The sequence below is a fragment of the Mycobacterium sp. DBP42 genome, assembly GCF_005924235.1.
Lineage (GTDB): Bacteria > Actinomycetota > Actinomycetes > Mycobacteriales > Mycobacteriaceae > Mycobacterium > Mycobacterium syngnathidarum.
This window is the reverse complement of the sequence record NZ_VCMY01000056.1, coordinates 1-18,974: the sequence shown is the minus strand read 5'-3', so window position 1 is coordinate 18,974 and position 18,974 is coordinate 1. Positions and strand designations below refer to the sequence as shown.

Sequence of the window (18,974 nt, the reverse complement as noted above, 5' to 3'; positions counted from 1 at the left end):
GCAGCAATCCTAGACATAAGTGGCTCCAGGTCTGCCGGACCGACCGAGAGCTAGCTCGTAGGCACCGGAATGGCCGCGGTGTCGTCGTCATCCTCGTGAGGCACCCGTCGCGGTGCCGGCTTGCGGAAGTGGTTGTCCCCGCGGGGATAAACCACCTGCGGCCACCAGAACCACCGGCCCAGGAGGGTGGCGATCGACGGCATCAGCAGCGACCGCACGATGAAGGTGTCGATCAGCAGGCCGATCGCGATGGTCGAGCCCATCTGGGCCAGCACGATCAGGTTGCTCGCCATCATGCCGGCCATCGTCGCCGCGAACACCAGACCGGCCGAGGTGACCACACCGCCGGTGCCGGCCATGGACCGGATGATGCCGGTCTTGAGGCCCGCGTGGATCTCGTCCTGGAACCGGGACACCAGCAGCAGGTTGTAGTCCGATCCGACCGCCAGCAGGATGATCACCGACATCAACATGACCAACCAGTGCACCGGCATCCCGAACAGGTCCTGCCAGAGCAATACGGAGATGCCGAACGACGCGGCGATCGAGCTGCCGGCTGTCAGCACGATGGTCAACGCGGCCACCGCACTGCGCGTCAGGATGAGCATGATCATGAAAATCAGCGTCAGCGCCGACACCACCGCGATCATCAGGTCGTAGCGGGCGCCGTCGGACATGTCCTTGTACGTCGCCGCGACACCGCCGAGATAGATCTTGGCATCCGACAGTGACGACATCTTCAGGGCCTCTTGCGCGGCCTTGCGCTCGGAGTCGACTCGTGCGATCCCGTCCACCGTCGCCGGGTCGGTCTGGTGGGTGATGAACATGCGGGCGGACTTGCCGTCCGGCGACAGGAACATTTTGAGGCCGCGCTCGAAATCGGGGTTCGTAAAGGCTTCGGGGGGCAGGTAGAACAGGTCGTCGTTCTTGGCGTCGTCGAAGGCCGCACCCATCGACAGCGCGGTGTCGTTCATCGCCTGCATCTGGTCGATCAGGGCCTTCTGCGAGTTGTACGACGCCAGCGACAAGTCCCGGCTGGTTTCCATCGACGCAATGGTCTGGGGAAGCAGCGCAGTCAATTTCGGTGCGAGATCGGCCAATTCGTCGGTGTTGACCTGGACCGCCGAGGTCTTGTCGGTCAGTTCATCGATCCCGTCGAGAGCATCGAAGACCGAACGGGCCGCGGAGCACATCGGGATGTCGAAGCAGTGCGGTTCCCAGTAGAAGTAGTTGCGCATGGGCCGGAACTGATCGTCGAAGTTCGCGATGTTGTCGCGCATCTTCTTGGTGACCTCGAGCAGCTCCTGCGACTTGGCCGCCGAGTCCTGGGTGAGGTGGGTCTGTTCGAGCGAGAGCTGGTATTGCCGCTTCATGATGTCGATCGAGGTGTTGGTCGCGTCGATCATCCGAAGCTGGTCTTCGAGTTGCTTGCGCTGAAACGGCAGATTCATATTACTGGTCTGCCCCGAGATACTGGTCTGAAACGGAATCGAGCTGTGCTGGATGGGGATTCCCAGCGGCCGGGTGATGCTCTGCACCATCGCGATACCGTCGGCGTGCATCACATTGCTCGAAATCTTGTTCAGCACAAGCATGTCGGCGGGATTGCGCATGTCATGGGTGGACTCGACCAACAGGATGTCGGGGTTCATCCTGGCCTGGGAGAAGTGCCGGTCGGCAGCGGCGAAACCGACGTTCACCGGGGCGTCATCGGGCAGGTAGTACCGGTCGTTGTAGGCCGGCTTGTACCCGGGGATGGCCACCACCCCGATCAGCACGATGAACAGACTGGCCACGAAAATCGGTGCGGGCCAGCGCACCACCGCGGTGCCGACTTTGCGCCAGAACTTGCTCTGCGGGGGTCGCTTGGACTCGTACAGCCCGACCCGGCTGCCGAGGTAGAGCACCGCCGGGCCGAGCGTGACCGAGATGACAACGACCACGACCATGCCGATCGCGACGGGGGCACCCATGGTCGAGAAGTAGGGCAGTCGCGCGAAGCTGAGGCAGTAGGTCGCTCCGGCGATGGTCAGACCGGAACCCACGATGACGGGCGCAACCGATTTGAAGGTCGCGTAGTAGGAGTCATCGCGGTCCAGGCCCATGCCGCGGTCTTCGCGATACCGGCCGAAGATGAAGATGCCGTAGTCGGTGGCAGCGGCGATCGCCAGCATGGTCAGGATGTTGCCCGCGAAGGTGGTCAACCCGAACACATCGTGCATCGCCAGCACGGACACCACGCCGCGGGCGGTCAGCAGTGCCAGGAACGTCAGGAACAACTGGATCAGCGTGGTCCTGATCGAGCGATAGACCACCAGCAGCATGACCGCGATGGCGACCAGGGTGATCAGGGTGATCTCGGCCAGGCTCGCGTTGCCGATGACGTGCATATCGTTGGTCAGTGCGGCAGGCCCGGCAACGTGCGCCTGCACCCCCGGCGGAGCCTTCGTCTCCTCGATGACCTTGCGGACGGCTTCGACGCCCTCGTTGGCGAGCGTCATGCCTTGCTCGCCGGCGAGGTTGATCATCACGTACGACGCTTTGCCGTCGGCGCTCTGCGCGCCGGCCGCGGTCAGCGTGTCACCCCAGAAGTCCTGGATGTGCTGGATGTGCTCGGGATCCTGCTGCAGTTTGTGGATGATCTCGTCGTAGTACTGGTGCGCGTCCGGACCCAGCGGCTGCTGGCCCTCGATGATGACCATGATCGTGCTGTTGGAGTTGAACTCCTTGAAGTTGGCGCCCATCAACTTCATCGCCTGCATCGACGGGGCGTCCTCGGGCGCCATCGGTGCGGCGTGCAGTTCCCCGACGACCTCGAGTTGCGGGGCGATCACGTTCACCACGACCGCGATCGCGATCCAGATCAGGATGATCGGCCACGCCAGAATGCGGAGCAGGTGCGGGAAGACAGGCCGCTTCGGCTTGCCGGTGGACTCGGGCGAGGTGGCGGATGTGGTCATGCGGACTTCACCAGGCAGTAGGTCTGGGCGTTGACACCATCGGCGGATTGCTCCTCGCGGACTGTGCCGTTGACGGTGACACGGCACCCGATGTGGTCGCCGCTGTTTTCACTGTCGCTGCGCGCCATGAGGTTCGCGCTGACGGTCGGCAACGTGGTGGACAAGGTGACAGACCAGGGCAGCGGGGCGTTGACCGAGTGCACATTGGCGTCCGGATCGAAATAGCTGATGTCGGCGGAGGTTCCGGGCGGTCCGTACACCTCGTACAAGACCACCTTGGGGTTGAACTGGACGATCTCGATGCCTGCGCCGGCGTTCGCGTTGAGATCTTCGGAGCCGAATACCCGGTGTAGTCGTGAGACCACCAGGCCAGACACGGCGAGTACGACCACCAACACCAACGGGATCCACGCATGTTTCAACGCACGACGAACAGCCCGACGAGGACTCACCGATACCTCCCGACGATTACCCGAACCCGCCTCCGGCGATCGACGAATTAGTTCGAATAACTATGTACAGCGGGATGGAACTTTACACGCCCCGGCCGGACCCACAACCGCAGACCGCGTTTCTGTGAACTTGCTGTTCGATTCCTGCACACCGCCTTTGGTGGACAGTCGGGCAGCGCTCCTAGGCCGCTGTACCGTCGCGCGACGGGCGAACGAGATAGCCACGGGCAACTGCCATTTCGACCAGGCGCGAACGCAAAGCACGACGGCCCCGGTGCAGCCGGGACATCACCGTCCCCACCGGAATCTGCAGGATCTCAGCGATCTCCTTGTAGCGGAATCCCGCAACGTCGGCGTAGTACACGACCACGCCCTGCGATTCCGGCAACGCCCGCATGGCCTGACGCACGTCGTCATCACCCATCGATTCCAGCGCGGCGAGTTCGGCCGAGACCACACCGAGCGGGAACCGCTGCGCCACGTCCGCCAGCTGCGCATCCGTGAGTTCGTCCGCGAAGACCTCCTGCGGGCGACGCTGCGCAGTGCGGTACGAGTTGATCCACGTGTTGGTCAGGATCCGGAACAGCCAGGCCCGGATGTTGGTGCCGTCGCGGTAGGTGTGAAAACTGCTGTACGCCTTGGTCATTGTCTCCTGGACGAGATCCTCGGCATCAGCCGCGTTGCGGGTGTACCGACGCGCGGCGGCGTAAAGCTGGTCCACCAACGGCAACGCGTCACGCTCGAATCGTTCGCCGCGACATTCGTCAGAACTCATCTGCACACCAGTGCTCATCGGCATGGCCCCCGCTCCTGCCACTGCTCATATCGCTTGCCTCAGACACTCACCAGCCGAAGCTATCCGTCGACGAACCCCAGACCCAGGGGGATAACCCCCAGGTTCCAAGCGGTTTTCCAGGCCGCAGTGGTCACGTCGATCTGTCATGTACGCAGCATGACACCTCAACCCAAGTTGAGGTCAAACCATTTTTCGGCACCAATGTCATTGCGGCTGTTGCCGTTCAACATCTGGCAATTGACCGCAAAGAAGATCGCCCCGACCGCGTTGGGCGATACGCCGGGAAACTGGGCCGCTGCCGCCTTAGGCTCATCGGTTATGAATCGAGTGGATCGCTTCTTCGAGATCTCGACGCGTGGTTCGACGGTCCTGTCCGAGATCCGTGGAGGCGTGGTCACCTTCATCGCGATGGCCTACATCATCGTGCTGAACCCCGTCGTCCTCTCCGCCACCGCCGACGTCGACGGAAACAAGCTCCAGTTCGCACAGGTCTCAGCCACCACATGTCTGGCGGCAGGCGTGATGACCATCCTGTTCGGCATCATCGCCCGGTTGCCGTTCGCGTTCGCCGCCGGTCTGGGCATCAACTCATTTCTTGCCACCACCGTGGTGGGCACGGTCACCTGGCCCGAGGCCATGGGCCTGGTGGTCATCGACGGTCTCATCATCGTGGCGCTGGCGGCCAGCGGGTTCCGCCGTCTGGTGTTCGACGCCGTCCCGATGCAACTCAAGCTGGCAATCACCGCGGGCATCGGACTGTTCATTCTCTTCATCGGACTGGTCGACGCCGGGTTCGTCGGCTCGACCGGCGTGCCCTCACCACCGGTCGGGCTCGGCACCGGCGGCGTCGGCTCGATCGACACGGTGCCGACGGTGGTCTTCGTATTCACCCTCCTGGTCACCGGCATCTTGGTGGCCCGCAAAGTCCGTGGCGGCATTCTGATCGGTTTGGTGACGGGCACCGTAGTCGCCGTGATCGTCGAGGCGATCTGGCACCTGGGTTCGGCGCAGGAAAAGCACGGCGGTTGGGGTCTGTCGGTGCCAACCCTGTCCGGCTCACCGTTCGCGCTGCCCGACCTGTCTCTCGTCGGGGAAGTCAGCCTCGGCGCCTTCAGCCGGATCGGGGCACTGGCCGCGATCATGGTGGTGTTCACGTTGGTGTTCGCCAATTTCTTCGACGCCATGGGGACCATGACGGGGCTGTCCCGGGAAGCCGGATTGTCCGACGCCCAGGGCAGTTTCCCGCGGCTGAAGTCGGCCTTGATCGTCGAAGGCGCGGGCGCAGTCGTCGGCGGCTCCTCGTCGGCATCGTCGAACACCGTCTTCATCGAATCCGGCGCCGGCATCGAGGAAGGCTCGCGCACCGGGTTCGCCAACCTCATCACCGGCGTGCTGTTTCTGGCGGCCATGTTCGTTGCCCCGCTGGCCTCGATCGTTCCCACCGAGGTCGCCGCGGCAGCCCTGGTGATCGTCGGCGCCATGATGGTCTCGCAGCTGCGACACATCGATCTCTCGGAGTTCTCGGTGGCCCTGCCCGTGGTGCTCACCGTGGCCACGATGGCGTTCAGCTACTCGATCGCCAACGGCATCGGTGTCGGCTTCGTGGCCTGGGCCGTGCTGCGGTCGGCTGCGGGAAAGGCCCGCGAGGTCAGCCCGCTGCTGTGGATCGTGGCCGCCGGCTTCATCCTCTACTTCGCCCGCGGCTGGATTGAATCGCTCATCGGGATGTGACTGCCGGTAGCCTTCTCAGTCATGGAGAGGACCCGCCGGTGAGCGCTGGCCTGTTAGGTTTGCTCGACGACGTTGCCGCACTGGCCCGGCTGGCGGCAGCATCGATCGACGACATCGGTGCGGCCACGGGCCGAGCCACCGCCAAGGCCGCCGGCGTCGTGATCGACGACACCGCGGTGACACCGCAATATGTCCACGGCATCGCCGCCGATCGCGAGCTTCCGGTGGTCAAGCGCATTGCGATCGGCTCGCTGCGCAACAAGATCCTGTTCATCCTGCCCGCGGCGCTGTTGCTCAGCCAGTTCGCGCCTGGGTTGCTGACCCCGATCCTGATGCTCGGTGCCACCTACCTCTGTTTCGAAGGCGCCGAGAAGGTCTGGGGCCGCTTCCTCGGTCACGGTGCACACGACTCCCATGGTGCGCCCGCAGCCGCAATCGGCGGCGATGCCGAGAAGTACATGATCACCGGCGCGATCCGCACCGACTTCATCCTGTCCGCCGAAATCATGGTGATCGCCCTCAACGAAGTGGCCGATCAGACTTTCTGGCCCCGTCTGATCATTCTGGTGATCGTCGCGCTCGTGATCACCGCCGCGGTCTATGGCGTGGTGGCCGGCATCGTGAAGATGGATGACATCGGTGTGCTGCTGGCCCAGCGTTCATCGAAGGTGGCCCAGACGATCGGCCGCGGCCTGGTCGCCGGGATGCCCAAGCTGCTCTCGGCGCTGTCGACGGTCGGCACAGTGGCCATGCTCTGGGTCGGCGGGCACATCCTGCTGGTCGGCACCGACACCCTCGGCTGGCACACCCTCTACGGCCTGGTCCACCACGCCGAAGAGGCCGTGCATCACGCCGTGGGCGACACGTTTGGCGGCGTGCTGGCCTGGGTGACCAACACCGTCGCATCGGCGGTCATCGGCCTGGTGGTCGGGACCGTTGTGGTGGGGATCATGCATGTGCTGCCGTTCGGCAAGAAGGGCGAGCACAACGCAGCTGCGTGACGTTTGTTCAGCGCCGATTTCCCCTGCGGGGCCGCAATTCTCAGCGAGGCAGCAGCCGCAGAGGGAGAAACCCGCCGCGGGCGCGAAATGCGCCGGCGCAAAGACTTTTTAGGTCAATGTCTTTCAACGTGCCATACTGGGCGTGGACGCGTTTCGTACGTCCGGTTTGAACAATGAGAGAAGCAGAATATGGCACAGGGAACTGTGAAATGGTTTAACGGCGAAAAGGGCTTCGGCTTCATCGCCCCTGACGGCGGCGCCCCCGACGTCTTCGTCCACTACTCCGAGATCACCGGCGGTGGTTTCCGGTCGCTGGAAGAAAATCAGCGCGTCGAGTTCGAGATCACCCAGGGAGCCAAGGGCCCCCAGGCAGTAGGAGTCACCGCGGTCTAAACCGCGCTAAAACCTGATCATGGGCTGGTACGGATTAATTTCGTACCAGCCCATTTTGCATTTCACACCGGTGCTTCCGTCGGGTCCTTCAGATGCCCGAGCCAGCGCGCAGATTCGAGTTGCGCGACACGCAGTACACGATCAGCGGTGTCATATGCCGGTGTACGTCGTTCCGCTTCCCCCACCGGCATCGCCGCAGCGCAACGCATCACCAGAGCACCGAGACCAACGGACGTCTTGGACGGAACGACAAGAAGTTTCACGCATACGTCCCGGCCCGCCACCATCATCAAACGGGGGCGACTCAGCTTCATCCCGGTCGGCCCCCGAGTGCCGGGCACGATCGAGTCCAAGTCGAGCTGCCCCTCGGCCGCCGACCAATTCACTCGAATGTCAACGACTTCCCCGAGCGATCGATGAAGGACTCCGACGAGATCGGGCAGCTCGTTTGCCACCGACCCGGTGTGCGGCCACCACGCTCCGTCGATATCGGAGCCCAAATGCCGGGCGAGGGCGAGCCGGACCGGACTGGCCATCCGTCGCGTCCCGTTGAGGCCGTTCACGATGACTGCGCATCGGCGCGGGGAGCGAGTCGATCCGTCGGTCGATCCGAGAAAACCAGCGTCTCTGCCGGTTCAGCCGACAGCACGCCGGCCGGAGCAGAATCGTGCTGCTCGCGGTGTGAAAACAGTTCGGACGTTTCCATGAAGAGTGTCCTTGAGAGGTGCGGGACTACCGCACTGGTATGGATTACCGAGCGATTGTGAATCACTGGCTGACCGCCGCCATCGAAGTCATCCGCCCATCGCGGCTGGCACTCGGATGTATCCGGTCTAGATACAAATCTACACCCGGTGGCCCCTCGCGCCTTGGACCCGGTGTCAAACCAGCGGCCGCCCGAGCCGGTACCGGGCTCGAACGTCCCATAGCAATGCCCGGAATCCCAACTGCGACAGCCAGAGCGGCTTGCGTCGCTCGCGTGCGACGTGCTGTGCCACATAACCGTCGAACCAGTGCTGATCCTCATCCGTCCACGGCACCCGCATGGCTTGGCGGAACGCCGGCGGGAGGTACCCGACGGTGCGACGATATTTGACCGGCCCGAACCGCTTCTGAATCAGCGGGTGCGCATAGCCGAAGTTGGCGATGCCGAGCAGAAATCCCCGCACCTCATCGCTGACCTGGACCTTCGCCACCTGGTCATCCCAGTAGCGAGTGAACGCATCACGATCCGGCGGCCACATCTCGGCCGGCATTTGCAGCGTCGTGCCGCATACCTTCCCCTGCTGGTAGAACTCCTCACGCTCGGCACCGGCAAGCGGCCCGTGGACGCGTTGATAGATGTCCTCCCAGCCGAAGAACAGGCAAGCCGCGACCCACAGCTGCAGGTCGGGGTCCATCGCGTTGTACTGCACCGGACTATCCCCGGCAGAACGAACCTGCGCGTGTTGGCCGTTGACCGCCTGGCGGTATCGGCGACGGTCCTCGGCGTTTCCGAATACTGCGACAGCCAGGTATGAGGCCGTGGTGCGCGCCCGTTTGATCGGATGGCGGTCCAGGCGGCCGCCCTCCACCTTGCTACGGGCCACCCCATAGCCGACCGCCGGGTTGGCCAACTGCATGATCACGTTAGCGGTGCTCATGGTCTGCCCCATGGACAACAGCGACCTGGCAAAGAACCGGCAGTCGAGCTCGTCCATCTCGCTGCGAGACAGCCGCTGTGCGCTCGGCCCCATACCCGCCCCCCATCTGGAAACCTATGTTCGCAGATTATGGTGGCGCACGTAATGTGAAATCGCAACGTCACCCGTCAGATGAGCGCACCGCAGGCAGGATCAACGTATCGATGACGTCCCGGATGAACTTCGCGTCGATGCTCTGCCCGCTGATCACCCGCATCAGAGACATTCCGGTCATCACGTCGGCGACCAGCGACCAGTCCCGGTCGCGTGACAGCTCACCGCGAGCGGCGGCCTGCTGCAGGATGGCGTTGACCACCCGCCTGCCTTTGAGCAGCATCAGATCATCGAGGGCCGAGGCAAGATGCGGATCGTGCGTGGCCTCGACCGCGGCCTGCAATACCAGGTCGTAGGAAAAATGCTCTTCGTCGTTGCGCACCGCACGGCGTACGAGTTCGTCGAAATCGCCTTCCAGACTGCCGGTGTCGGGCGCATCGTCATCGAGCAGGTCGGGCCGCCAGTACACCAGTGCGTCGGTGATCAGCGCGGCCTTCGACGACCACCGGCGATAGATCGCGGCCTTACCGACACCGGCGCGTGCGGCGATGTCGTTCATGTTGGTGTTGACGTAACCGTTCTCCGCCAAGGCCGCCAGCGCCGCGTCGAGGATGGCCGCGTCCCGCGATCGATCCAGCCGACCGTCGGTACGCCGGCGCAGCTTCGACTCTGCGTCCGGCGCATCCTCACGGCCGGTCATCACGGTCACTCCGTAGTCGCCGATATCGGTGCCGTGGCGTCAGCGTCATCGCCCGCCGCCTTTCGTTCGCGGGCCAGGCGGCCCCGCCTGGTGATCTCAAAGGTGTTGAGCGGCCACCAGAACCAGCGTCCCAGCGCCGCGGCGATGGACGGGGTCATGAACGAGCGCACGATCAACGTGTCGACGACCAGACCTATACCGATGGTGGTACCGAGCTGCCCGATCACGCGCAGGTCGCTGACGATCATCGACGCCATGGTGAAGGCGAACACCAGCCCGGCCGCGGTGACGACACGACCGGTGGCACCGACAGCCCGGATGATGCCGGTGTTGAGCCCGGCGTAGATCTCCTCCCGGAGTCGCGACACCACAAGCAGGTTGTAGTCGGAACCGACGGCCAGCAGGATCACCATCGACAACGGGATCACGATCCACTGCACGCCGAGGCCCAGGATGTCCTGCCACAGCAACACCGAAAGGCCGCACGCGGTCCCCAGAGAAGCGGCCACGGTGCCGACGATCACCAATGCCGCCACCACACTTCGGGTGATGATCAACATGATCGAGAAGATCAGGATCATCGACGCGATGATCGCGATCATCAAGTCGGTTTTCACCCCGTCCTGCATGTCGGCATACATCGAGGCGGTACCGGCCAGTGACACCTTCGCGTTGGCCAGCGGGGTGCCCTTGACCGCGTCGGCGACAACGCCTTTGAGGTCGCGAACGTGCGAGATGCCCTCCACCGAGGCGGGGTCACCCTGGTGGGTGATGATGTAGCGGACCGCGTGACCGTCCGGTGAGACGAACATCTTCAGCCCCCGTTCGAAGTCGGGGTTGTCGAACACATCAGGCGGCAGGTAGAAGAAGTCGTCGTTCTTGGCCTGATCGAAGTACAAACCGATCTCGGTGGCACCCTTGGCCAGTTCCTGCTGCTGAGCCTGGGTACCGGCCATGGTGCTGTGCGTGGCGATCATGAAATCGCGCATCCGCGACATCGAATCGATCGTCGAACGCAGCACCGGCAACATCTGCGGCATCAGCTGATCCATGCGGTCCATATCGATTGTGAGACCTTGCATTTCGTCAGTGAGTTTGTCGATGCCGTCGAGGGTGTCGAAGATCGACCGCATCGACTGGCAGACCGGGATGTCGAAGCAGTGCGGCTCCCAGTACAGGTAGTTGCGCAGCGGGCGGAAGAAATCATCGAAATCGGCCAGGTTGTCCCGCATCTCCTTGGTGGCTTCCACCATCTCGTGAGTCCGGCCCACCATGCTGTGGGTGGTGTCGTTCAGCTCCGACATCAGCGTGTACATACGCTCCATGCTGGCGACGGTCTGGCTCATCTCGTCGGCCTGCTCGAGCATTTGCGCCGAGTTGTCGTTGTTGAACTTCGCGCCCTGCAGCGTGGCGGCGTTCTGCGCCCCGAGCAGGAACGGGATGGAGCTGTGCTCGATCGGCGACCCCAACGGGCGGGTGATGGTCTGCACCCGCTCGATGCCGCGCATGTGGACCACCCCCTTGGCGACCCGGTCGATGACGAGCATGTCGGCCGGGTTGCGCAGGTCGTGATCGGCCTCGAGCATCAAAAGTTCCGGGTTCATCCGGGCCTGCGAGAAGTGCCGGTCGGCGACGCCCATGGCCAAGTTGGCAGGCATGTCGGCCGGGGTGAACTTCTGGTCGTTGTACTGCGGCACATACGTCAGCAGGCTGACGAAGCCGATCACGGCAATCAGGCTGGTGACAAAGATGATCGGGATCGGCCAGCGCACCACCGACGTACCGACCTTGCGCCATCCCCTGGTCGAAAGCTCCCGTTTCGGGTCGAGCAACCCGACCTTGGACGCGACGGTCAGCACAGCCGGGGCCAAGCTCAGTGCGGCGGCGATGATCACCAGGATGGCGATGGCGCACGGCAGACCCATCGTCTGGAAGTACGGCAGCGTCGTCATGGTGAGGCACATGCACGCACCCGCGATGGTCAACCCCGAGCCCAGGATGACGTGCGAAACACCGTGATACGCGACGTAGAACGCGTCGTCCTTCTCCAGGCCCTTGGACCGCTCCTCGTGATATCGGCCCAACAGGAAGATCACGTAGTCGGTTCCAGCCGCCAGGGACAGCATCGTCACCATGCTCACCGCGTACGGGGTCAGGCCGATGATGTTCACATACCCGGCCGCCGCCGTAATACCCTGCGCAGCAAAGAGCTCCAGGCCAATGACGACCATCGACACCAACATCGTCACGATGGACCGGTAGATGAACAGCAGCATCACGATGATGACGGCGACCGACACCAACTCCATGGTCGCCATGCTTTGATGCCCGGCCACCTGGGTGTCTGCGTTGAGCACGGTATTGCCGGCAACGTGGGCCTTGATGCCCGGCGGCGCAGGCACCGATGCGACGATGTCCCGTACCGCGGCCACCGACTCATGGCTGGCACTGGTGCCCTGCGAACCGTTGAGGAAGATCTGCACATACGCCGACTTGCCGTCGACGCTCTGCGAACCGGCGGCGGTCAGCGGATCGCTCCAGAAATCCTGGATGTTCTGGACGTGTTCGTGATCGGTCTCGAGCTTGTCGATGATCTGGTCGTAGAACTTGTGCGCCTCGTCGCCGAGCTTGTCGTCGCCCTCGAGCACCACCATCGCCGAAGAGTCGGAGTCGTACTGCTGGAACACCTTGCCGATGTTCAACATCCCCTGATATGACGGCGAATTCGTCGGGCTCAACGGAACTTGCCGCATCTCGGCGACCGCGTCGAGCGACGGTACAAGGGTGCCCAGGGCCACCACGACGAGCACCCAGAACACGATGATCGGCAGCGAGAAGATCCGGACCATGTGGCCCAGGAACGGGCGGTGCGGCTTCGAGTGCGCGTTGCTCATACGGATTTCACCAAGCAGTAGATGAACGGTTTGACTGTGTCTGTACTCGTCCGGTCGTCACGGACCTCGCCATCGACCGTCACCCGGCACCGCAGATCGCTCACGTCACGATCGCCCTGGGCCATGATGTTGGCCGACATCGACGGCAGCGTCGTCACGATCGTGAACGACCAAGGCAGCGTGGTGTTTTCGATGAGATGCGGTTGACCGTTCTCGTCGAGGTAGTTGAGGTTGGCGGTTCCGCCGGAGCCGGTGACCTCGTAGGTGATGTGTTTGGGATTGAAGTTCGCTGTGATACCGGAGCCGTCTGCCGCCCGCGGTTCGTGGTGGTTGGACTCACGAATCCGCACGATCGCGTATGCGCCCAGAGCGACGACCACCACCAAAGTGAGCGGTATCCACGCTTTCTTGAGCAACCGGAACACAGTTGCGCCTCCCCGACCTGACCCTATGCAACAAATTGACCCAGACGGAACTCAAGTTCCGCCTAAGAGGATGCTGAGCACCTTACTCGAGCCGGTTCTCGGCGACGACCCGGCGTCTATTTGGCCAGGAAGCGCTCGAGGCCGGCGATCACGATGTCGAGGGTGAAGTCGAAGTCTTGAGCTGAGGTGGCGGCGGCGCTGCGGTCGGCGACCACGCCACTGAGCAGCGGGAAGTCACTGGAAGGCAGATCTTTCAGGGCCCGCACCACCTCGGGTGTCTGATGGTGCAGTCGGGACCCCGCCGACCCCAGCACGTCGTGCGCGGCCGACATGGCGAGCCCGGACACCAGGGTGAGCGCCCGCCCGGCGTCGTCGGTAGCGAAACCGCCGTCGGTCAGGGCCTGCAGCACCTGTTCCGCCAACGCGAGGCTGGCCGCCCCGCTCGTCCCGCGCAACCGGAAGCTCGTGGCCGTCACACCCAGTTTGAGCACACCCTGACGGATGGCGTTGCCGTAGGCCCGCAGGACCTCCTGCCAACTCGCCCCCTCCGGCAACTTGATCGAGCGCAACTCGGTCTCGAACAGATCGGCCACCACCAACTCGAGCAAGCCGTCGCGGTCGCCGACGTAGTAGTGCAGCGTGGTGCGGTCCACCCCGAGAGCGTCGGCCACCGCCTGCATCGTCAACGCGCCCGGCGCCATGGCGCGCGCCGCGGCCACGATCTGCTCCTGATCGATGCGCGGAGGCCGGCCCCGCCCCCGGCGCGGCGCGTTTCCGGTGGCCACGCCGGCAATCCTAATCGCTCGCAGGCCGGTCGATGCACCACTCTTCCTTTTTTCTCACGGTCGTGGAAAACTATCCCGAAACCGAGCAAGGGAGCTGCCGCATGTCACAAACCTCTCCATACCGGGTCGTCCAGTGGACGACGGGGAACGTCGGGAAGAGTTCGGTTGCGGCCATCGCCCGAAACCCGAACCTGGAACTGATCGGCTGCTACGCGTGGTCACCGGACAAGGCCGGCAAGGACGTCGGCGAACTGGCCGGCATCGAGCCTCTCGGGGTCAGCGCCACCAACGACATGCAGGCACTGCTCGCCCTCAAACCCGACGTCGTGGTCTACAACCCGATGTGGATCGACGTCGACGAGCTCGTCGAAATCCTTTCGGCCGGAGTCAATGTCGTTGCGACGGCCTCTTTCATCACCGGACACAACCAGGGTGAGGGCCGCGACCGGATCGCCGAGGCGTGCCGCAAGGGCGGTGCGACCATGTTCGGATCGGGGATCAGCCCAGGCTATGTGAACCAGCTCGCGATCGTGGCCGCCGGCATCTGCGACCGCGTGGACAAGGTCACGGTCAACGAGGCCGCCGACACCACGTTCTACGACTCACCCGAAACCGAGAAGCCGGTCGGGTTCGGGCAGCCCATCGACCATCCCGATCTCCAGGCCATGACCGCCCACGGCACCGGGGTGTTCGGCGAGGCCGTGCGCATGATCGGTGACGCGCTCGGTATCGAATTCGACGAAGTCCGCTGCGACGCCGAATACGCCCAGACCACAGAGGATCTCGACCTTGGCTCCTGGACCATCCCGGCCGGCGGGGTGGCGGGGGTTTTCGTCAGCTGGAAGGGAATTGTCGGGGATACCACCCGCGTCGAGCTCACGCTGCGCTGGCGCAAAGGCCAGACTCTTCAGCCGGATTGGCAGATCGATCAGGACGGCTGGGTCATCGAGGTGGCCGGCCGGCCGACGGTGACCATGAAGGTCGGCTTCCTGCCGCCGCCGGACTTCGAGGCCACCACGCTCGAGGAGTTCATGGTGCTCGGACACATCATGACCGCCACTCCCCCGATCAACGCGATCCCCGCGGTGGTCAATGCCGCGCCCGGCATCGTCACTTACAACGATCTGCCGCTGATCCTGCCACGGGGAGTGGTACCTGCGAGTTAGCGTCCAGCCATTCGCGGTCGGCCTACCGGTGGGGGATTTCTGATGCACGTGTCTGGATGGGTGGGCGCCGGTGTGCTGACCGCCGGGGTATCGGCGGCATTGCTCGCCGGCGCCGCCTCCGCCGGCGCCGAGACCGACGGTGGCTCGGATCCCGGCCCGGCAAAGACTTCATCGGCCGGCGCCGAAAAGGCAAGCGGCACCACATCCTCCGTGCGGACTCGCGCCAAGCCGCGTGTCAAGCACAGTGGTCGTCCGGCCACCACGGCCGCCACAGCCTCACGTCTCCGAAGTTCCGTCGAGGACGCCGTCGATAAGGCCGCCGGGAGGACCGTCGCGAAAGCGAAGGTCGAGAAAGCGAAGGGCGTCCCGGCGTCTCGGCATCGACTCCCCGCGCTACGCAGCGAGGCCCGCACACAGGTCGATGAACGTCTGACACCACAGACCAAAAAGGTGGAGGAGCGTCGCGCGTCTACCGTCGACGCCCCGACGGTCGACGCTCCGGTGGCTGATCCTCCGACGGTTGATCCTCCGACGGTTGATGCCCGCGATCCACTGGCCGCGATCTCGCAGCTGGCTTCTCGCGTGTCCGAGGCGGTGGGCTCGGTGGTCTTCAATGCAATCGGCGCCGTGATTCAAGCCGCCGACGGCCCGCCCGTGGTGCCACTCGGGTTGCGCGATTCGGTTGAGGTGAGCAGCTCGACGCTGGTTGTCTCCCCGGGCAACGAGGTCGCCGCTGACTGGTACTTCCCGACGGACGGCGAACCGGACCGGCTGATCTACCTGCAGCACGGATTCATCGCCACCGGCCCGATGTACAGCTACACGGCGTCCTATCTGGCCGACCGAACCAACAGCGTCGTCGTGGTCACCACGGTCACCTCCAACCCATACGCCGAGGGCGGCATGTGGCTCGGTGGGGACAACATGCACAAGGCTGTCGCCGAGCTCTTCCTAGATTCTGATCGAGATGCGTTGAACGCCAGCATGACAACTGCCTCGCTGAAAGCCGGCCGGGAGCCTTACCCGGTGCCGCAGCAGTTCGTGCTGGTCGGGCACTCGCTCGGCGGGGGCTTCGCGCCCGGGGTCGCCGGGTACTACGCCGAGGGGTTGGTGGCCCGCCGGGCCGACGGCCAGGATGCTCCCAACGATCTGGCCGGAGTGGTGTTGCTGGACGGGGTTCCACCCTCGGGCACGTTGCCGAACGCGATGGAGCGCCTCGCGCAACTAGAGGCCAGCAACGGCAACGACCCCGCCGATTATGTGCCGGTCTACGAGATCGGCGCACCGTCGAACGCGTTCAACTCGACGAGCACGGTGAACGAGGATCTCTCGGCCGCCAGGCCAGGAAAGTTCAACGGAGTCGTCGTCGACGGTGGCGTCCATATGGATTCCATGCTCGGCGGCAACCCGCTGATCCAGGCCGCGGCCTACCTCGTTGCCGGCATCCCACAACCACAGAATCCGCCGGCCGTGCAGTGGCTGATGGCCGGTTGGGTCAACGACATGTTCGACGGCAACATCGATCCCACCACCGGCCGCTGCCTGAGTGACTGCCATGGCATCTACGGCGAGCCGGGCGATGCGCTCGACATCGATGGCGACCGGGGTGACGCCACCGCAGAGGTGATCGACTCCGGTCCGCCACCGAACGAAACCCTGTGGAATGCAATCCGATTCATTCCGTCCCCGGCGACATCCATCCCTGGTTCGGTGCTGTCACGGTGGGTGTAGCGCTCACCGGAAAGTTGACCGAGTTGGCGATGAAGCACATCCGGTGGGCTTCATGATGCAGCTCGGTGGCCTCCCCGACACGCTCCACATCGGTGACGGTGACCTGCGGTCGTAGCGTGACATCGGTGAAAATGCCGCTGCCCTCGGCATTTTCGCTCATCGTGCCCTGCGGCCGGTCGCTGTAGGCCGTGACGGCGATGCCCGCTTTTGCGCAAAGTGCCAGATACCAGAGCATGTGGCACTGGGACAGGCTGACCACGAGCAGTTCCTCGGGATTCCACCGCTGCGCGTCTCCACGGAAGGCTGGATCAGCGCTGCCCGGGATCGCCGGCTTCCCGGGTGTCTCGACACCGCTCACCTCATGGTCACGCGCGTAATCGCGGTAGCCGCTGGTCCCCGAACCGGTGTTGCCGGTCCAGGTCACCTCGACCTCGTATCGATGCGTCCGGTTGGCCATGGCGCGAAGATACCAACCAGGGAAGACGTTCCTGTCGAACCACCATTGACACGTTGGCACAGATAGCTAGACTTTGTGTCATGTCCATTGGCAGCCCGGCCGACACAGACGTGGCGCGGCCGCACGTACTGGCAGATTTCCGCAAGCACTCGGGCAGCATCCTCGGAGGCGCCTTCGGTGCAGCGGCATTCGATGAGGTGGCCCTGGTACCGGTGGCCGCCGCCGTCGACCGCAGCGGCCGGTTCGAACGCAACTTTCTCGATCGAGGAGTGCGCAGCGGATTCTCCGCATCCCTGGCGATCTGGGGCGACGCCGAGGACCGTGAGACCGAGGGGCGCCGCCTACAGACCATGCACCGCGACGTCCGCGGGCACGGCAAGGACGACTTCGCCGAAGTCCGATACAGCGCGCTGAACCCGCAGTTGTGGAACTGGATCGCCATCAGCGGAATCTTCGTCGTCCTGCACTCGTTCACCCCGGCAACCGGCATCACGATGAACGCCGCGGAACAAGAGGCGGCCTATGCCCAGCTGCTGGAGGCGTTCCGCTCGATCGAGTTGCCCGGCGCTTCGGCGAAACTCCCGCAGACGTACGCCGAAGCGATCCGGTACTACGACGACATGGTGGAAAACGAGTTGCAGGGCAACCCATTCCTGAGCCGCGTCACTACCGGACTCACCCAGCTACCGTTGCCGACCCTACTGCTGCCCGCCCCGATTCGCCTGGCACTGACACCGTCCTGGATGGCAGTCCGGCCGATCGCCGGCCGCGTCATCAAAGTGTGTTCGTTCGGCATCCTGCATCCGGGAATCCGGGAGATGACCGGGTTCCGCTGGCAGTCCCGGCACGATCGGGAGTTCGCCGTGTACACCCGGTTGCTTCAACTGGCCTGGCGGGTGCTGCCCGACCGGTTGCTGCTGGTTCCGCTGGCCTACAACCGGCTGCAATACGAGAAGCTGGTGCGTCTGCACCGGTCGGTGGCGCTGGATTCGTTCGCACCGCTGGGATGTCCGGCAGCGGGCTGACACACTGGTATCGATGCCGCGCAGCAACGCCAGCCAATCCGAGCAGGAAGACGCCATCCTCAAGGCCGCCGCCGAGGAGGTGTCGCTCGTCGGGCTGGGTCGGGCCAGCCTGGAGGTCATCGCCAAGCAGGCCGGCGTCAGCCGTCGGACGCTGTACCGTCGCTTCCCCACCCGCGACGCGTTGATCACCGAACTCGGCCGACGCACCTTCGACTCGGCCATGCACCGGTTGCGCACCGTGGCAATCGATTCGGGCCCCGGTGACGCGGCGGTGGCGGCGTTCTGCGAAGGGCTGCGACTGCTGACCACCGAACCCGTGATGCGCCGGTTCCTGCGCCTGGACACCGACTTCACCGCGGTCGCCGGCGCCTACGACCAAGCCCCGGCTTTTCTGCACCATGCCTCCTCGGCAATGGCCAAGGCACTTCGTGCGGCCGGCGCGACCATGCCCGACGCCGAACTGCTGGCCGTGTCCGAATTGCACATCCGACTCGCGGTGTCGCTGGCCCAGATGCCCAGCCCGCTACTGGACGTCACCGACGATGCCGCGATCCGTGACTACGCACGCAAACACTTGGCGCCGCTGGTGCACTAGCCCGGATTTTTCACGGAATGTTGCGTGTGGGGTGTGTAGGTAAGCGAAAGTGCCTGTCCTGCAAGGGATAATTGGACTTCTCTAGGGTTCAATCGTCCTGACGGGAAGGCACTTCGCGGGTGAAGAA

The 18,974-nt window shown here is 64.2% G+C and carries 17 protein-coding genes; 7 read left to right on the top strand and 10 right to left on the bottom strand.

The genetic code is table 11. The annotated features are described in order from the left end of the window. Nucleotides 1-50 precede the first annotated feature (50 nt). The 3 genes from E0T84_RS29040 to E0T84_RS29030 all read right to left on the bottom strand — a co-directional run bounded on the left by E0T84_RS29040 (nt 51) and on the right by E0T84_RS29030 (nt 4,211). Entirely contained in the window at nt 51-2,960 is a 2,910-nt protein-coding gene (locus E0T84_RS29040) for an RND family transporter (RefSeq protein ID WP_138746172.1), read from the bottom strand. Next, nucleotides 2,957-3,382: an MmpS family transport accessory protein gene (locus E0T84_RS29035; RefSeq protein ID WP_120770932.1), complete on the bottom strand. Its 426-nt coding sequence runs from the start codon at nt 3,380-3,382 to the stop codon at nt 2,957-2,959. Before E0T84_RS29035 ends, E0T84_RS29040 begins: the two co-directional genes overlap by 4 nt. 211 nt (nt 3,383-3,593) lie before the next feature. Further along, a complete protein-coding gene (locus tag E0T84_RS29030; protein WP_171055213.1) occupies nt 3,594-4,211 on the bottom strand; it encodes a sigma-70 family RNA polymerase sigma factor in 618 nt (205 codons plus the stop codon). Between the two features lie 315 nt (nt 4,212-4,526). On the opposite strand from E0T84_RS29030, the gene E0T84_RS29025 reads away from it, so the two are divergent. The 3 genes from E0T84_RS29025 (at nt 4,527) to E0T84_RS29015 (ending at nt 7,333) form a co-directional block, all read left to right on the top strand. After that, the gene (locus E0T84_RS29025; RefSeq protein ID WP_138746171.1) at nt 4,527-5,939 is read left to right on the top strand and encodes an NCS2 family permease; all 1,413 of its coding nucleotides are present in this window, start codon (nt 4,527-4,529) and stop codon (nt 5,937-5,939) included. 38 nt (nt 5,940-5,977) lie between these two features. Beyond that, nucleotides 5,978-6,940 carry a DUF808 domain-containing protein gene (locus tag E0T84_RS29020; RefSeq protein WP_070944948.1) on the top strand — a complete coding sequence of 321 codons (963 nt, stop codon included), beginning with the start codon at nt 5,978-5,980 and terminating at the stop codon, nt 6,938-6,940. Nucleotides 6,941-7,129: 189 nt separating this feature from the next. Next, nucleotides 7,130-7,333, top strand: a complete 204-nt coding sequence (locus tag E0T84_RS29015; RefSeq protein WP_029106149.1) for a cold-shock protein — start codon at nt 7,130-7,132, stop codon at nt 7,331-7,333. A gap of 62 nt (nt 7,334-7,395) precedes the next feature. On the opposite strand, the gene E0T84_RS29010 is transcribed toward E0T84_RS29015, so the two are convergent. From E0T84_RS29010 to E0T84_RS28985, 6 genes are all read right to left on the bottom strand, one after another. Further along, nucleotides 7,396-7,869, bottom strand: coding sequence for a DUF5994 family protein (locus tag E0T84_RS29010; RefSeq protein ID WP_249383772.1), 474 nt, complete (start codon nt 7,867-7,869; stop codon nt 7,396-7,398). 345 nt (nt 7,870-8,214) lie between these two features. Next, nucleotides 8,215-9,069, bottom strand: coding sequence for an oxygenase MpaB family protein (locus E0T84_RS29005; RefSeq protein WP_249383771.1), 855 nt, complete (start codon nt 9,067-9,069; stop codon nt 8,215-8,217). A gap of 67 nt (nt 9,070-9,136) precedes the next feature. Continuing rightward, a complete protein-coding gene (locus E0T84_RS29000; protein WP_138746170.1) occupies nt 9,137-9,769 on the bottom strand; it encodes a TetR/AcrR family transcriptional regulator in 633 nt (210 codons plus the stop codon). A gap of 5 nt (nt 9,770-9,774) precedes the next feature. Continuing rightward, the gene (locus E0T84_RS28995) at nt 9,775-12,663 is read right to left on the bottom strand and encodes an RND family transporter (RefSeq protein ID WP_138746169.1); all 2,889 of its coding nucleotides are present in this window, start codon (nt 12,661-12,663) and stop codon (nt 9,775-9,777) included. After that, complete coding sequence (locus tag E0T84_RS28990; RefSeq protein WP_070187715.1) at nt 12,660-13,088, bottom strand: MmpS family transport accessory protein; 429 nt, start codon at nt 13,086-13,088, stop codon at nt 12,660-12,662. Before E0T84_RS28990 ends, E0T84_RS28995 begins: the two co-directional genes overlap by 4 nt. A 116-nt stretch (nt 13,089-13,204) precedes the next feature. After that, nucleotides 13,205-13,873, bottom strand: coding sequence for a TetR/AcrR family transcriptional regulator C-terminal domain-containing protein (locus E0T84_RS28985; RefSeq protein ID WP_138746168.1), 669 nt, complete (start codon nt 13,871-13,873; stop codon nt 13,205-13,207). Between the two features lie 101 nt (nt 13,874-13,974). Here E0T84_RS28985 and E0T84_RS28980 point away from each other — a divergent pair, with 101 nt between their 5' ends. Both E0T84_RS28980 and E0T84_RS28975 read left to right on the top strand, forming a co-directional pair. Then, nucleotides 13,975-15,039, top strand: coding sequence for a dihydrodipicolinate reductase (locus tag E0T84_RS28980; RefSeq protein WP_138746167.1), 1,065 nt, complete (start codon nt 13,975-13,977; stop codon nt 15,037-15,039). A 42-nt stretch (nt 15,040-15,081) separates the two neighbouring features. Continuing rightward, complete coding sequence (locus E0T84_RS28975) at nt 15,082-16,770, top strand: hypothetical protein (RefSeq protein ID WP_138746166.1); 1,689 nt, start codon at nt 15,082-15,084, stop codon at nt 16,768-16,770. Here E0T84_RS28975 and E0T84_RS28970 read toward each other — a convergent pair. Next, nucleotides 16,715-17,227 (bottom strand): OsmC family protein, encoded by a 513-nt coding sequence (locus tag E0T84_RS28970; protein ID WP_138746165.1) that lies wholly within the window; start codon nt 17,225-17,227, stop codon nt 16,715-16,717. The genes E0T84_RS28975 and E0T84_RS28970 overlap by 56 nt on opposite strands. 80 nt (nt 17,228-17,307) lie before the next feature. Between E0T84_RS28970 and E0T84_RS28965 the strand changes: the two genes are divergently transcribed. Together E0T84_RS28965 and E0T84_RS28960 are read left to right on the top strand one after the other, a co-directional pair. Then, the gene (locus E0T84_RS28965) at nt 17,308-18,252 is read left to right on the top strand and encodes an oxygenase MpaB family protein (protein ID WP_138746164.1); all 945 of its coding nucleotides are present in this window, start codon (nt 17,308-17,310) and stop codon (nt 18,250-18,252) included. A 13-nt stretch (nt 18,253-18,265) separates the two neighbouring features. Further along, nucleotides 18,266-18,847: a TetR/AcrR family transcriptional regulator gene (locus E0T84_RS28960; protein WP_070187721.1), complete on the top strand. Its 582-nt coding sequence runs from the start codon at nt 18,266-18,268 to the stop codon at nt 18,845-18,847. The last annotated feature ends 127 nt before the right edge of the window (nt 18,848-18,974 follow it).

Bases quoted from the DNA above. Each gene is read 5' to 3' on its own strand.
- E0T84_RS29005 (WP_249383771.1), bottom strand. From the start codon at position 9,069: ATGGGGCCGAGCGCACAGCGGCTGTCTCGCAGCGAGATGGACGAGCTC.
- E0T84_RS28965 (WP_138746164.1), top strand. From the start codon at position 17,308: ATGTCCATTGGCAGCCCGGCCGACACAGACGTGGCGCGGCCGCACGTA.
- E0T84_RS29000 (WP_138746170.1), bottom strand. From the start codon at position 9,769: ATGACCGGCCGTGAGGATGCGCCGGACGCAGAGTCGAAGCTGCGCCGG.
- E0T84_RS29015 (WP_029106149.1), top strand. From the start codon at position 7,130: ATGGCACAGGGAACTGTGAAATGGTTTAACGGCGAAAAGGGCTTCGGC.
- E0T84_RS28960 (WP_070187721.1), top strand. From the start codon at position 18,266: ATGCCGCGCAGCAACGCCAGCCAATCCGAGCAGGAAGACGCCATCCTC.
- E0T84_RS29030 (WP_171055213.1), bottom strand. From the start codon at position 4,211: ATGCCGATGAGCACTGGTGTGCAGATGAGTTCTGACGAATGTCGCGGC.
- E0T84_RS28970 (WP_138746165.1), bottom strand. From the start codon at position 17,227: ATGGCCAACCGGACGCATCGATACGAGGTCGAGGTGACCTGGACCGGC.
- E0T84_RS29025 (WP_138746171.1), top strand. From the start codon at position 4,527: ATGAATCGAGTGGATCGCTTCTTCGAGATCTCGACGCGTGGTTCGACG.
- E0T84_RS28980 (WP_138746167.1), top strand. From the start codon at position 13,975: ATGTCACAAACCTCTCCATACCGGGTCGTCCAGTGGACGACGGGGAAC.
- E0T84_RS29010 (WP_249383772.1), bottom strand. From the start codon at position 7,869: ATGGCCAGTCCGGTCCGGCTCGCCCTCGCCCGGCATTTGGGCTCCGAT.
- E0T84_RS28995 (WP_138746169.1), bottom strand. From the start codon at position 12,663: ATGAGCAACGCGCACTCGAAGCCGCACCGCCCGTTCCTGGGCCACATG.
- E0T84_RS29040 (WP_138746172.1), bottom strand. From the start codon at position 2,960: ATGACCACATCCGCCACCTCGCCCGAGTCCACCGGCAAGCCGAAGCGG.
- E0T84_RS28975 (WP_138746166.1), top strand. From the start codon at position 15,082: ATGCACGTGTCTGGATGGGTGGGCGCCGGTGTGCTGACCGCCGGGGTA.